Consider the following 14,786-nt stretch of genomic DNA (forward strand, 5'->3'; position numbering starts at 1 on the left):
AATCTTAAATTCAAATGTGGCAAATTCAGCCGACTGTTGAGATTCCCGACTGGATAATTCCTGCAATTCGTCATCATGCCCCCCAGGTTGATGGACGTTTTGCCGCCCAGTTACTCCTGTCTCGTGGTATTCAAACCCCCGAACAATTAGCAGTATTTCTCGATGCAAACCTCTACAAACCTGCAAATCCTTTTGAGTTTGGATTAGAGATGAAATGGGCAGTAAATCGATTAGTGATTGCCCGCAACTGCGATGAAGCGATCGCGATTTGGGGAGATTTTGACGCCGATGGAATTACTGCAACATCTGTATTATGGGATGGATTAGGTCAGTTTTTCAACCAAATTGGAAGTATAGCAGAAACAACAGAAGACGCATCAGCCTATTTATGTTACTACATTCCCAATCGTTTAACAGACTCTCACGGCCTGAATATTTCGGGGATTGAAACATTAGCCCAACGGGGTGTAAAAGTGATTGTGACTTGCGATACAGGCAGTACCAATATTACTGAAATTAAATACGCCAAACAGTTAGGAATTGATGTGATTGTCACCGATCATCATACCTTGCCGCCGACACGTCCGCCTGTTGTTTCGATTATTAATCCCCGCAATTTGCCCCCGCAGCATCCGATGTATCATCTCTCTGGGGTAGCGGTGGCTTATAAATTAGTCGAAGCCCTCTACAAAACTTTACCAGATATTCCCGAACGTCCCCTAGAAGATTTGTTAGATTTAGTGGCAATTGGGTTAATTGCGGATTTAGTTCAGCTTACCGGAGATTGTCGTTATCTCGCCCAACGGGGAATCGAAAAACTCAAACAACAACAAACAACTTCGACTCGTCCGGGTGTGGCAAAATTATTGAATTTGTGTAAACGGACAGGCGATCGTCCGACGGATATTTCCTTTGGTTTAGGCCCTCGAATTAACGCGGTGAGTCGCATTCAAGGAGACGCGAGTTTTTGTGTGGAATTACTCACCAGTCGAGATGAAAAACGCTGTGATCAATTGGCTTTAGAAACTGAATTAGCCAATACTCGCCGCAAGTCACTGCAACGAGAAGTGACAAAAGATGTAACGAAAAAACTCAGTCAATTAGACTTATCAACCACTTGTGTGATTGTGTTAACTGATCCTCAATGGCCGATTGGAGTTTTGGGGTTAGTCGCGGGTCAAGTGGCGCAAGAATATGGACGACCGACTATTTTATTAAGTACGGATATTGAAGGAAAAGAAGACAACAATCAACCCTTAGCCAGAGGTTCGGCGCGATCCGTTAATCAAATAGATTTGTATGAATTAGTCCGAGGTCAGGCGCATTTATTACATCGGTTTGGCGGTCATCCGTTTGCGGCTGGGTTAAGTATACCTGTGGAAAATATTCCGATGTTTACAGAGGCGATTAACCGTCAACTGCGAGAACAAATTGAACAGATTCCCGGTGGGGGATTAGAACCAATTATCCAAATCGATTTAGTTTGTACAGTGTCGGAATTGGGAGTCGATTTATTTCAAGAGTTGAAACTGTTAGAACCTTGTGGGATGGGAAATCCTGTTCCTCATATTTTAATAGAAAATTGTTGGTTTAACAATCCCTGGCATCAAAATGAAAAAGATTTTAAAGGTCAGAAGATTTCTTATATTAAAACCACCTTTGAACTGTGGGATGAATCTGTAGAAATAGGATTTCCCGGTGTTTGGTGGGGTCACTACAAAGACGAAGTTCCCCCAGGGCGATGTGATGCGGTGGTTGAACTCGATTATAATATGTTTAAAAAACGTTATGAGGTGCGTTTATTAGAGGTTCGTCCCGTTGAAAATGCAAATTTAAAGCCTGTTTCTCGGAGAATTGATTATATTATTGACTGGCGAAATGGCAATCAAAATCTCTGGGAAGCGGAAGTTTTTGAGGATAGAAAGCCTTTAATCATAGAAGATTGTCCGACGAGTTGGGATGATTTGCGGGTGTGGTTTAGGCGTTTAATTCATCCCGAACATCAGTTAATTCTGGCTTATCAGACTGAACCTGCTATTTCACCGCTAGAAATTTGGGAAAAACTGATCGGAATTGCCAAATATTTAAGTCGAACCGGAGAATCAGTCACCCGAAAAAAATTGCATAAAATGTTAACCATTGGTGATCCAACGTTGATGTGGGGTTTTGAGAGTTTAAGACAATTAGGATTTAAAATCGAACATCATAATCGCGAATTTTATATGAGTCAAGCCGAAAATCAAGAAACAACTGAAGCGGAAAAATTAGCAAAATTCTCAGATTTTATTGATAAATTTTTTGCGGCTATTCAAGAAGAAAGATTTCGCCGCCAGTATTTCTGTGAAGTTCCTCTGTCCACCATTCAAGCGATCGCTCATCAAACCCTCACTCATGCTATCTCAGAGGAAGCTTCACTTGCAGACTGGTGATCGATGTAATATCAGTAATTTTACCGAAAATTATGCAATTTTTGTTTCTGAGGAAAGGGATGACTCATTCCCCAGCCAAAAAATAAATGACCGTAGGGGCGGGTTCTGCCAATATCTTTACTACTACTTCGAGATTGAGATAAACCCGCCCCACCCCATAACAGAATTAATCAACCGGATATCATATTATATTACGATCTTTGACAGACCCCAAACCGTCGGGTGTGTCAAACCCATTAATTTTGTGGGAGTGGCAAAAGTTTTAATAACTTAACGCCAAAGGAGTTATAATTTCAAGAAAGAGCGACAGAGGGTTTTAAAGTTAAAATCGGTAATATTTGTTCAAGTTTTAGATGACTCGCAACTTGAGCGAGTTGATTGATATCTCGCGGGTTTTCGAGATAAGGTAAAATTCCTAAAACGGGAATTTGAGTTAACGATTCAATCAAATGAATGGGACTCCAATTTTCAATATCTTGTTCTTGACAAGGTTGCCCACAATTGAGGATAATACCTCTAATATTAACCCCCATTCTTCTAGCTAAAGCAACATTAGAAACGGCTTGAGCGATCGCCCCTAATCTCACGGGAACGACTAAAACCGTCGGTAAACGCCAATCTCGGGCTAAATCTGCCACAATCAATTCATAAGTAATCGGAGAACCTAAACCTCCCACACCTTCAATAATCACAAAATCTCGCTGTTGTTGAAGATTACAAAACGCCGCCCAAACCTTTTCGAGTTCAACTTTTCGCCCTTCTTGTTCCGCCGCAATGGGAGGGGCTAAAGGGGCTTGAAAATAAAGAGGTGTGATTTCTTCCAGTGATTGTTCGAGGGAAAAAAGTTGAGAATACAATTCGCGATCGCCTACACCCGATTGTAAAGGCTTCATTACCCCTAAACGGTGAGATGAACAATATTTTTTCCAGTAAGCAATTAAAGCGGTTGTCAATACCGTTTTTCCCGCATCGGTATCGGTTCCAGAAATCAGAAGAGAGTTGATCATAATGATGGGTTTGAGGGCTAATTAATCAAAAAACTTGAGATTTGAAAGTTTTGAAGTTGAGGAAATTTTTTTTAACCTGTATTTGAATCGTTCATATTCTCCTCTCCGGCTTCTTCCTCAATTTCTGGAAAAAAAGTCGGTTCTTTAACCGTTGGTTTAGGAGATAAAGTCGGTTCAAGTTCGGACTGCTGTTCGTCTGGGGGTTCGGGTTTAGGAACCAGTTGGATTTTGGGTTCCTGGGAAGATTTAGGAGGTTCTTCCGGCTTCGGTTCCGGTAGAGGTTCCGGTTCCGGTAGAGGTTCCGGTTCCGGTAGAGGTTCCGGTTCAGGAGTGGGTGTCGGTTCCGGGGTGGGTTTCGGTTCGGGATTGGGTTTAAACGTCGGTTCCGGTTGGGGAGTCGGTTCAAACGTCGGTTCCGGTTCGGGTATCGGTTCAAACGTCGGTTCCGGTTCGGGTATCGGTTCAAACGTCGGTTCCGGTTCGGGTATCGGTTCAAACGTCGGTTCCGGTTCGGGTTCAGGAAGAAGGGGAGGGAGAGTATTAACCAGATGAACTTCTAAGTTGTAGCTGGTTTCTGCAAGTCCGGGTACAGTTTGTAACTCAATTGTATAATCTCCGCTCACAGGTACCGTTCCCTGCCATGAGGAGACCTCTTGCGATCCCGAATCAACCGGATTTTCATCGGGATCATACACATTCAATAACACCCCATCTCCCGAAACAACCACATAAAGTTGTTCTTGGGCTTCGGCAGACACAACATAACTCGTCCTTGTCCCGCCTTGTAATAACCCTTCGATGACTACAGGTTCGCCAGGATAAACATCTAGGCGGCGACCCGAAGAATCAGTTGTAGGAGTGGGTTGGGGTGAGGGTGTTGCTTCAGGAGTTGGTGTGGGTCTGATTGGTTCTCGAGGGGGAATCACAGTTGATCCTGGTCGAGTCGGTCTGGGTGAAAGAGTCGGATTGGGACTAATGACGACTTCAGGAGTTTGCTCGGATTTGCCCTGATCATCGGTTAATAAACCTCGAATTAACGCCACCGATCCCCATCCCGTCAGGAGTGCAACCACCATCCCCGTAGTGACAATCACCCAAGGATTTTCCCACAACGATTTAGGCGCAGTGGTGGGAATGGTTGGACTATTATTACTATTATTATTATTAGAGTTGGCGTTAGGACTCGCCGGAGTGGAAAGAGACGCCAGATGTCCCACCGCCACCGTCTTCATTTCAGATAGATTAGGAGCGGGTGTTCCGGGTGTTCCTGCCGTTTTAGGAGTCGGGGGATCGAGATTTTGTAAAGCCCGTTCAAGTTCCGCAGCCGACTGATAGCGATCGCCCGGTTGACGACTCAACATTCGATTGATAATTTGAGCAAAGGCTGGACGCACCACCACCGCTTGTTGCCAATTCCAAGTGAGTGTAGTTTGATCGAGCAGATGATGGGGTTCGTGACCCGTGAGTAGAACAATGGTTGTCACACCCAAAGCATAGAGATCGCTACTGGGGGACACTTTTCCGGTTTGCAACTGTTCGAGGGGAGCATAACCCAGTTTCCCGACTCGGGTGACAGGCGGTAGAGTTCCTTGGGCGGAATGAATTTGAGTCGCTAAGGCGTTGACGACCCCGAAATCGATTAAAACCGGGATTTGGTCACGCTGTCGCAAAATAATATTATCGGGTGAAATATCTCGATGAATGATCCCTAAGCTGTGAATATAATCCAGGATGGGTAAGATTTGCCGCAAAAACTGCAAGACTTCGACTTCTGAGAAGGTCGTTGGAAAGCCTGGAGGTGCGTTTTTCCGCTCGTTGAGTAGGGTGTGATAGGTTTTTCCTTCTACATAGTCTTGGACGAGGAACAGGCGTTGATTTTCCTCGAAGACTGCACAAAATTGAGGGATTTGGGGATGTTTAATTTGGTAGAGAACCTGTGCTTCTCGCCGAAAGAGTTCTTTTGACTTCTCAAAGGCGTAGGTTTCTGTGGTTGGGGGAATGAATTCTTTAAGCGCACAGCGTTCGTTAAAGCGTCCTTGGTCTTCTGCGAGATAGGTACGACCGAACCCCCCCTGACCCAAAATATCGAGTAAGCGGTAGCGATTTTGCAGAACTGTTCCAAGTGGGATGGCAGGTTGCATAGGAGGTCGATAGAGAGAAGCACTTCAATTCTAAAGTTTAGATGAACTATTTTGTCACTCGTTAGTGGTCAGTTGTTAAACTGTTCCCTCTGTTTCCTGAATATTAGCCGATTCTGATGGATACAACAGTCACCAGGGAACAGGGAACACCGGATCAGTCGAGTAACTGATCGCTGGTGAGTGTAAAGAACCTGCCCTACTACTACTGTTTGCTCTGTCGAGGGATTTAGAATAGAAGAGCGATTACTCTTCAACTGTTTTGCGAGGTCGAGGCGTTGTCTAACGAAATTTCTCGGATTCCCGATGGTGACGCTGATCTAGCTCCCACTCCCTGTGATCTGATGTATCCTTGTCCGGTTTGTCAAAATGGATATCAACCGGAAACTCTTTCATTTTGTCCGGTGTGTGGTTGGGATTTAACAGCTTGTCCACCTGCTTTTATTGAGCGACAAAGCCAGCAAGTTGCTTGGGCTAAAAAGATGTGGCAAAAGCTACAACTCTTAGAAAAAACACAGGCTCAAGTTACTCAGAATACTGCTTCTACAGATCAGGGTTTGATCCTGATTTCTTCTCCCCCAAATCAGCAGATTCAATCCGTGAATCTATTAGAGATGAACTCGGAGCGGGGAATTAATTACACCTCTCTTGCTCGTCTTTTAGAAGCCCGACAGTGGCGAGAAGCGGATGAGGAAACAACTCGATTGATGTTACTCGCTGCTCATCGGGAACAGGAAGGTTATCTTGACGTTTATTCGATTCGTGATTTTCCTTGTACTGATCTTTCTACGATTAACCAACTCTGGCTCGAATACAGTCGCGGACATTTTGGCTTTTCTGTACAAAAGCGCATTTGGGAAAGTATCAATAAGCAGCAAGATTTGGCATCTGAAACTAATTTTGGGGATTGTTTGGGTTGGCGAAAAGATGGAGACTGGTTAGATTATGATGACCTCGTTTTTGATCTGCGATCGCCTCAAGGTCATCTCCCGGTTGGCTTTGCTTGGTGGGTGGTTTGGTGGTGTATTTCTTTGTCTAGGGTGGTGGTTTTTGAGGTGTTTGAACGCCTCGATACTTGTCAGTTTTGACATACTCCCCATTTCTAAAGAAAGGGGATTCTCCAAGCCTCACGGCTTTGGATTACTGATTCATTGACAACCCTTACAGCAAGCTAGTTTCCTAACCTACTCCAGAGGGGTGAGTCTCCCCAGTCGTTCATCCCATTTCAGAGATAGTTTCGGTATGCCCTACCGTACTTGAGAAAAAAATGCTTTGTTCTCTGTACTTGGTGCTTTAAGGTTTTATATGGCCAAAGCATTTCTTGCAAGAACCCCATACCTTAAGTTTTCAAGGTTAATTGCATCGATTAGATGCTGGGTTTTTCAACTGGTTGAATACCCTGCCAGTAGAGTTATTATAGCATTAGAAAGAGCCTTATATCCCCATACCTGAAGGTAGGGGCGTGTGCGGCAATTTTTGGTAAATTGTTCGGCAACCTGCAATTTTAAGTTGTTCCATTGCCTTTCGCAGTCCGCTCATTAAACGCAACCTCAGATCATTGGTTCCAAATCGCTCTACAAACTCCTCCCACTCACAAAAATGCACTCCAGGGGGTAGATTTCCATTCTCATCAAAGTTCGGAATCACGTCCTCACATCCACAGTATAAATTGCGCCGCGATCGCGCATCAATTTTATCACACTTACCCTCTACCTCAACCTGAATGGCAGGCTGGATAGAGCATCCGCCTTGCACGCGCAAGGTTAGGGGTTAAACTCCCCTGGACTCCATTTTCCTTTGCTGTTCTGCGCTTGGAAGCTGAAATCTTTATCTGTTAAGGGTTGTAGCGGTCTATGGTTTTCTAACTGCTGCAAGGTCAACAAAAAATTTTTTTCAAAACTCGTAAAATTGACATCTTTAACTGATAGAGAAGTTAGATGTTCCATTCACTCGGAATAACTCTCTAACCAATCCACTCTATTTTTATAAACTTTAGTTCAGTTCCGTTCTAGGTTATTAAGTTGGGTAATTAAATTATGAATTTCGTCTACAGAATATCCGCTCTTACGATGGGAATCATCCTCGCCTGGGCTTTACCCTCTAGTCAGAATATGAGCGTTGCACAACAACAAACCACTCAACTCCCAAAGTTCAACTCTCCTGGATTAGAACGAGATCCAGATGATGTCCCGTGGTCTGAGGCGGTTCAAGTGGTTGATCCTTACGAAGGGAGTTATCCGGCAGTATTTGATCGAAACTATTGGAAAGTTAGTGTTTTTGGAACTCAGGGAACCCGACAAGTGATAACTTTGTGGACACCTGAGTTTGTTCGAGTTTTAATTACAGGGCCATGTGAACCCGCTGCTATGATCAAGACGTTTTGGGTTAAAGTTGAAGAACAAGTTTTTGAACTTGAGGGTAATAATAATACCTTTGCCGTCACAGATCAACTCGCTCAAGCTTTAGTGGATTCACCTAATCGCAATGTTGATATTCGATTAATTTTAGAAGGTGGAGAAACTGTCAATAGTTTAATTGGGGAAAAAACCGTCGCTGCTTGGGATTTGATTTATTCAGAACGTTAAATTAATCTCATGTCGATTGATGAAAATGATCCGCAGTCAAGACCGGATTTTCTGGCTGTTGCAGGCGCGACCGAAATTTCAGGGGTTTGAGCCTCCCAATTTTCAGAGGGTTTAATTGGTACAGTCCTTAGCGCGGGGTTGATTGCACGCTTGCTACTCAAACATCTCCAGGAATCTAGAGATTTCCTGGAAGGTGGTTATCAATTTTTGGGACAAGACGTAAATTAATATCTTTTCGGCAAAGTTACGATTTGTATCACTTATCAATACGAGCAAAAACACGGGAAAATTTTACAAAGATTTGCAAAGCTGCACTTTGTGAAACCGACTTTATATTTACGTCGAGTACCACACTAGGATGTTGAGATATTCTAGTTTTTTGTAAGATATTTACTGACTATGGAACTTTTTATTATTAGCGTTCGTACAATCCAGTAGCAAAATCGGTTCTTCGGTACTTGTTATGCTAAACTATTAGCAAACTTTTCAAATAAGTAAGTATGAAACGAGAGCTTACTAAAATCCTCAAATTGCCCGGAGTAATAGTCAAATCCAAGAAAGAAATTGAAAAAACTCTGATTTTAGAGGTGGAAGCAAGCTCTAAAATAGCTTGCTGTCCAGGTTGCCAGAAAGTTAGCGATCGTCTACACCGTCTTGGTGCGCGTTCCCATGCGCCCGCAGGTGGCGCGGTGAGTTAGTGCGTTGGGCGGGTTCCCCGACTTGAAGCAACTAACGAACCCTTTAGGGGGTCGCACCGCAAAACCATTGGCATCTAGTTAAAGATTTATCCTGGGGAGAAACCGAAGTCTTTTTAAGAGTTAATCGACGGCAATTTAAGTGTAGATATTGTTCAAAACCCTTCAGCGAAGAATTAAGTTTTGTCAAGAAAAGACAAAAGTATACGAAAAGATACGCCCGATTAGTTACAGAAGAAGTTGTTAATAGTAATTTACTGAGTGTAGCTCAGAAGCATAACTTGACCGAAGAAGAAGTAGAATCAATGATTAATCAAGTGAGTCAAGAGATTTTCCCAATTAATGTGAAGACTTTGAAGAGGCTAGGCATAGACGAGATTACCTTAGTCAAGGGACAAGGCAGGTTTATTATAGTGTTAGTTGATTTAGATACAGGGAAATTAATTGGATTAATTAAAGAAAGAAAAGCTCAAACCTTGGAAAAATATTTAACATCTTGGGGAGAAGATATTCTCAAGCAAATAGAAGAAGTAAGTATGGATATGTATAAGATGTATAAAACCATTATAGAAAAGCTTTGTCCACAAGCTGTAATCACTGTGGATAGGTTTCATGTAACTAAGCTATTACATCAAGAATTGAATTCAGGAAGAATTGAGAAAAAAAAAATTGCTGAGTCTCTGAAAGCCAAAGCAAGGGAAAAACTATTTACCAATTTGAAAGGCAGTAAGTACATTTTATTAAAAAGAAAAGAGAATTTGAAAGAAGAACAAAAAGAAAAACTCGATACTCTCAAGAAAGCTTCGGCAATGCTGGCAGTAATGCACGAGCTTAAAGAAGAGTTTACAGCGCTCTTTGACCGGAGTAATAATTTAGGTGAGGGAACTCTTAAGCTAACAGAATGGATGCTCAAGGCTCAGGCATTTTTTCCAAAATTTGTCCGCACTCTCAAAAAATGGTTTGTCGAAGTTATCGGTTATTTTGAGCAAAAAACTACCAATGCTGTTGTCGAAGGGATTAACAATCGATTGAAAGTTTTAAAACGTTGTGGGTTTGGGTTTATAAATTTTGATAATTTCAAGAAAAGAGCTTTATTATTTTGGCATCTAGGTAATAATTCGGCATAATAAGTACCGAAGAACCCTTTCTTATAAAAATAAACTTTATCGGGTGACGTTTGACGTTCAACAATTCGATGAAACTCCCTCATTACGGTTAATGAGTTTTGGCGATCCTTTGTTTGAGGAGATATTAACAATGGCGGTTCAATGGGGAAGTTGAGAAGTATTCTACGCAAAATCAATGTCTGAATAGTTTTTATTCTCAAATTTCAGTACATCCGTATCGTGTATCATTGATTTTTCCTCTCGCAAATAAATCAAAGTTGTTCTAGATTCATCTCTGAACTTACCGCCGATTTTATGAAAACCGATTATTACCTTGATTCAAGCAAAGCAAGTCGGGCGAGAATAATACCCGATAATTTGACAACATAATCTTACAGTTTCCACCAGGGAAATAACTTCAGAAATTCCCGTGATACTTTCTGATAAACTCGTAAGGAAGGAGTTTTAATATGAGCAACGCCTTCTAACCCCGGTTGCAATTGTTGATCATCATTATCAATCGTAATTCTGATTTGCAGTACCGAATTTTGTCCAGATGGATCTGACTGAATCACAGGTTGAATATCCTCAATTTTAGCTTGATATTGATGAACTGTTGCTTGGCGAGGTTTAAAAATAACGGGTAAATTTTGATGAATTAAATCAATTTCCTCCTGTTGAATTTCCACCAATCCTGTTAAACGAGATAAATTAACAATAGTTAAAACTTCTTTTCCAGCTTCTAAAGTTCGGTTCTGGATTAAATCTAAATCAGGAGTTGTAATGGTTCCCAATACAGTTGATTCAATTCTTAATTTTCCCTCCTGTCCTTCCAAACGCTTCAACTCCCCTTCCTGTTGAGATAATAAATATATTTTATCTGCAATTTCTGTTAACACCGCTTCTACTTCCCGTTGAGTCGATATTCGTTCAACTATTTTTTGTTCCACTAAACTCACCGCTTCTTCTAACTGTTTCTCTAACCCTTCAATTATTTCATTCACTCCCTCTGTTTTTGCACCGATTTGTTGTTGACGTTGATTAATTAACTGTTCTGTTTTCCAAATTTGATTCTGTTTTTGAGCAATTTTCTGTTGATGAGTTTCCAGAGAATTTTCTTGCTGTTCAATTTGGTTCGTTAATTCGGAAACTTTAATTTGCCAATTAATTAAATCTTGAGAAGCTGCTCCCATAATTCCATCTAAGACTAACCCTTCTCGCTTTTCTAAAGCCAACTCAGCAATTTCTAACTGCTGTTTCAATCTTTCAATACTCTTTTCAATTCCTACCCTTTCATTTTCTAAACCCGCTTTTTCATTTTCCAGTCCTTTAATTTCGTTTTCTATTCCTTTAATTTCGCTTTCTATTCCCGCTTGTTCCTGTTGAATGGCTCGAATTCTTGCAACTCCTGATGAAAGTTTAGCTTGATTGACTTCCTCCTGTTTACGGTTTCTTTGTTCCACAGCAATTCCTTCTAAGGTTTGGGAAACTTCTAAGCGAGTTTGTGCTATAATTAACTTCTGTTCTGCTCCATTAACTGCCGTTTTTGCTTCACTGATTTTTTGTTCGGTTGCTGCTTTTTGATTCTCTAAACTGGAACTGGAAACAGTGGCTAAAAGATCTCCCGGTTTAACCGTTTGGTTAGAACGAACATACAGAGTTAATGTTCCCGCTTCTGGCATGGTAACAGATTGACGTTCTCCAACAGTTGATGTAATTATAGTAGAACCACTAATTGAATGATTAACAGGAATCATCCCAATTCCACCGAGTCCTAATAAAACTACTCCCCAAGTGATCCATTGGCTGGGAAAGGTAGAGGGCTGTGGGGTTTGTTCAACGGGAGGTTGAACGGGTTTATCTTGGGGTTTGGGTTGTTCGGGAACCGTTGGGGGAACAACTTTTAAACGGGGTTGGGAGGAGTTTTTCGGGGTAGAATTCATGGAAGTTTAACCAATAAACAACAATTAAGATTGGGGTGAGGGTAAAATAGCGTAAATTACCCAAATCAGTAGTAAAATTAAACTGAGGGTGGGAATATGGGTCAATGACCAATCGGTAATTCTCAAAAATAAAAAGCCAAAAACAAAGTAAATGTAAGCTAAACTCAAGGGTGCATAACAGGCTAAAATGAGTGTATCCTGTTGATTTTCTAGATTGGCTTTTCCGGTGAATAAGTTTTGGTATAATTTGAAAGAGCGACTTCTAAGGTTATTAATTCCGGTTATTGCAGAAGCCAGATAATAGCCATCAAAACGCGCTAAAGGGTTGAGGTTTAAAGCGACGGTAAATAAAGCTGCTGTCATTAACAGATAACTGGTTAAATGTAGCCAACTGCTGGGGTTTGACCAATTCCACAACAACAATGCGATCGCTGCAATGGTAAACTGTACTAAGACCCCGGCTGCTATTACCAAAACCCGTTGACGGCGTTTGACTAAACAGTAACTATCTGTGGTATTAGTATAAGCGGCAGGCATGAACATCATAATTAACAACCCAATTTCGGGTACAATACCGCCATATTGTTTGAGGGTGAAAGCGTGTCCAAGTTCGTGAAGGGTAACAACTCCCATTGCTAACAGTCCAAAAGGAACCAATAGGGAACCCCCCGCATTACTTAACAGTTGTTGTCCCGTGTAGAGAATTTCATTTTTTTGAGAATAGCCAATAGTGGCGGAAGTTATGATAAATATTGTGAGTAGAAACCCAACAGGTTGAGTCCATATCCATCGCAGTTTATCGATATGTTGGCTTAACCATTTGTCGGGGTTAAACAGGGGAATACGAAAGAATAATAACTGCATGGGGTTGAACTTGCGTTTGGGAGGTTTTGGGGGTGTAGTTCCCTCCAACATTGCAGTTACCGTGAGTTTTTGCAGTAGGAGTTTAATGTGAGTTTGAGAAACACAAAATTTCGCAGCGACAACAGAAAGGGATTGATATTTGAGTTGGTCTATAATGGTTTTATCTTGTTGTCCAACTTGCAGAAATTTAACATCTTCAGGGTTGCGAAGTATCCAATATCCTTCAGGATGTTCTATCCAGTGAACGCAGTCTTTGAGTTTGAGTAAGATTTTTTCTTCATTCTCCCCCTTTTTTAAGGGGGGTTGGGGGGGATATTCTTTTTCATTTACCTCCTTTTTTAAAGTTGAGTTATTGGGATATTCTTCCTCATTTTCCCAAGCTAAGATTTGCTGTTCAATGAGTTTTTGTAAAAGATTGAAGACAAAATCTTCAGGGAGATGAGTAATTTGATTTTGACAAGCTTTTTGAACCTGTGCAATTGTAAAGTTTCCGGTAAAATACCGCAGTACAAAACCTTCTTCGGGGGTAAATTGATGAGAAATAGAATAAGATTTAGATTTGAGTAGAACCGAGAGAGAGGCTTTCGGTTGGGTCAATTTCCAATAAGGCGTTAAGTCAGGTAATATCCAGTCAGAATCATCGGACTGAACCCTTTGGCTGTTTGATTTCATGGTTGATGAGTAGATGCCTTATGTTTATTTTATTCGGAAGTCTAGGGATTAATCAATCCGTAATATTAACGATTTTTTCAACTCAATAATTTTCGGTTTCCGTAAAAATACGGAGGTTTTAGGGTTTATAGCTTTGGGAAAAAAATATGTAATCTTGGCCTAAGCAATACGCCCCTACGTTTATTTTCAGCGTTTATCTTTGGATGCCCAATATTTTCAATAACTCCAACATGGTCTGTTCAATTGTGGACAGGAGTTGAAAATTCTGAGGAGTCAAACTCAAACCTTCAAGCCAGGGTTGACAGAGTTGACTGAAGTTTTCCAGATGAGAACAAATCAGATGGGGAGCTAGTTCGCGACTACTTTCTGTCAAGATTTGAGGCGTAGCTTCTACTAAGTCCAGTAATTTGACAGCATGGGTTGATTCCCAAGTTAAATTTTTCAGGTCGTCCCAATTCATACTTGGATTGATTCCTTCATCTTTACCCTGTCGGACTAGAGTCAAGCAACGCTGATAGATGAACTGGACAAGAGCAAAAGTATCGTTGGACTGGAGTTGACCCACGGTACTCAGATTAATCGGGGCAACTTTCGTCAGAGGAGTGCTGAAACTGTGCCAACGTAAGGCATCCATTCCGATAGCTTTGATCAATTCCTTGGGGGGAAGGTCAGAGATGGGATGGATTTGCTGGGTGGGTTTATGGAAGGCGTAGAGTTTGAGGGGTTGAACGATGATGAATTGAAATTGCTCTTTGGTGTAGCCCAAGCATTGCATGGCTGCGGTGAGTTGGATGTCGTAACCGGTGTAAGTAGTGGGACGGATGAGGATGATTTTGTCATAGCCTTGTTGGAATATTTGATGGTAGCGGGCGATGTCTTCTAGAAGTTGGGTGTATTCGCCGTCGCGGTGTTGGAGAACGCGATCGCAGTCGTCGCCAAAGTCGGCGGTTTTGATAAACCAGTCTTTGGGTTCGTCTTTGAGGGAGGTTTGTTCAATGTCCGGGGGTAAGTCGGCGGCTAGTTGACGGGAAAGGGAGGCTTTGTAAACTTGCTTGCTGGTTTGAATTGAGTTAAAAAAGAGTTCAATATCAGGTAAAGTTTCTTGATTATTTGCACTTTCTGTGCTAACCGAATTGTGGCATTTTTCTAGGATATTTTTAACAGTCGTTGTCAGGGAGCAACGAATATAAGCTGAGGAAGGAATAGCTTCTAAAGGATATTCGGGAATGCTCAACCAAGTTTTAGCCGATTTTTGGGATAATGTCATCATCATTTCACTCTTTAACTAGGGATGGTATTTGATGCCTTAGTTTCTTAACTGATTACGAAATCAGTGCTAAGGATTGT

Annotated in this window: 10 protein-coding genes and 1 pseudogene; 5 read left to right on the top strand and 6 right to left on the bottom strand. The window is 41.6% G+C overall.

Going from position 1 to position 14,786, the window contains the following annotated elements; translation table 11 throughout:
* Positions 1 to 14 precede the first annotated feature (14 nt).
* A complete protein-coding gene (gene recJ / locus VB836_RS24155; protein WP_323223288.1) occupies positions 15 to 2,429 on the top strand; it encodes a single-stranded-DNA-specific exonuclease RecJ in 2,415 nt (804 codons plus the stop codon).
* A gap of 293 nt (positions 2,430 to 2,722) precedes the next feature.
* On the opposite strand, the gene bioD is transcribed toward recJ, so the two are convergent.
* Both bioD and VB836_RS24165 read right to left on the bottom strand, forming a co-directional pair.
* Complete coding sequence (bioD, locus tag VB836_RS24160; protein WP_323223290.1) at positions 2,723 to 3,436, bottom strand: dethiobiotin synthase; 714 nt, start codon at positions 3,434 to 3,436, stop codon at positions 2,723 to 2,725.
* A gap of 71 nt (positions 3,437 to 3,507) precedes the next feature.
* Entirely contained in the window at positions 3,508 to 5,577 is a 2,070-nt protein-coding gene (locus VB836_RS24165; RefSeq protein WP_323223292.1) for a serine/threonine-protein kinase, read from the bottom strand.
* Between the two features lie 275 nt (positions 5,578 to 5,852).
* On the opposite strand from VB836_RS24165, the gene VB836_RS24170 reads away from it, so the two are divergent.
* Positions 5,853 to 6,662, top strand: a complete 810-nt coding sequence (locus VB836_RS24170; RefSeq protein ID WP_323223294.1) for a GUN4 domain-containing protein — start codon at positions 5,853 to 5,855, stop codon at positions 6,660 to 6,662.
* 346 nt (positions 6,663 to 7,008) lie between these two features.
* On the opposite strand, the gene VB836_RS24175 is transcribed toward VB836_RS24170, so the two are convergent.
* Positions 7,009 to 7,329, bottom strand: coding sequence for a DUF6932 family protein (locus tag VB836_RS24175; RefSeq protein ID WP_407659747.1), 321 nt, complete (start codon positions 7,327 to 7,329; stop codon positions 7,009 to 7,011).
* Between the two features lie 281 nt (positions 7,330 to 7,610).
* Here VB836_RS24175 and VB836_RS24180 point away from each other — a divergent pair, with 281 nt between their 5' ends.
* The 3 genes and pseudogenes from VB836_RS24180 to VB836_RS24190 all read left to right on the top strand — a co-directional run.
* Positions 7,611 to 8,159, top strand: coding sequence for a hypothetical protein (locus VB836_RS24180; protein ID WP_323223296.1), 549 nt, complete (start codon positions 7,611 to 7,613; stop codon positions 8,157 to 8,159).
* Between the two features lie 500 nt (positions 8,160 to 8,659).
* Positions 8,660 to 8,857: a hypothetical protein gene (locus VB836_RS24185; RefSeq protein ID WP_046277379.1), complete on the top strand. Its 198-nt coding sequence runs from the start codon at positions 8,660 to 8,662 to the stop codon at positions 8,855 to 8,857.
* Positions 8,858 to 8,928: 71 nt separating this feature from the next.
* Positions 8,929 to 9,981 (top strand): annotated as a pseudogene (locus VB836_RS24190) (ISL3 family transposase); the annotation flags it as partial.
* 371 nt (positions 9,982 to 10,352) lie between these two features.
* On the opposite strand, the gene VB836_RS24195 reads toward VB836_RS24190, so the two are convergent.
* From VB836_RS24195 to VB836_RS24205, 3 genes are all read right to left on the bottom strand, one after another.
* The gene (locus tag VB836_RS24195; protein ID WP_323223298.1) at positions 10,353 to 11,903 is read right to left on the bottom strand and encodes an efflux RND transporter periplasmic adaptor subunit; all 1,551 of its coding nucleotides are present in this window, start codon (positions 11,901 to 11,903) and stop codon (positions 10,353 to 10,355) included.
* A gap of 24 nt (positions 11,904 to 11,927) precedes the next feature.
* Complete coding sequence (locus VB836_RS24200; RefSeq protein WP_323223300.1) at positions 11,928 to 13,439, bottom strand: hypothetical protein; 1,512 nt, start codon at positions 13,437 to 13,439, stop codon at positions 11,928 to 11,930.
* A gap of 193 nt (positions 13,440 to 13,632) precedes the next feature.
* Entirely contained in the window at positions 13,633 to 14,712 is a 1,080-nt protein-coding gene (locus VB836_RS24205) for a DALR anticodon-binding domain-containing protein (protein WP_323223302.1), read from the bottom strand.
* Positions 14,713 to 14,786 lie beyond the last annotated feature (74 nt).

This window comes from Limnoraphis robusta BA-68 BA1 (genome assembly GCF_034932365.1).
In the GTDB taxonomy this organism is placed as follows: domain Bacteria; phylum Cyanobacteriota; class Cyanobacteriia; order Cyanobacteriales; family Microcoleaceae; genus Capilliphycus; species Capilliphycus robustus.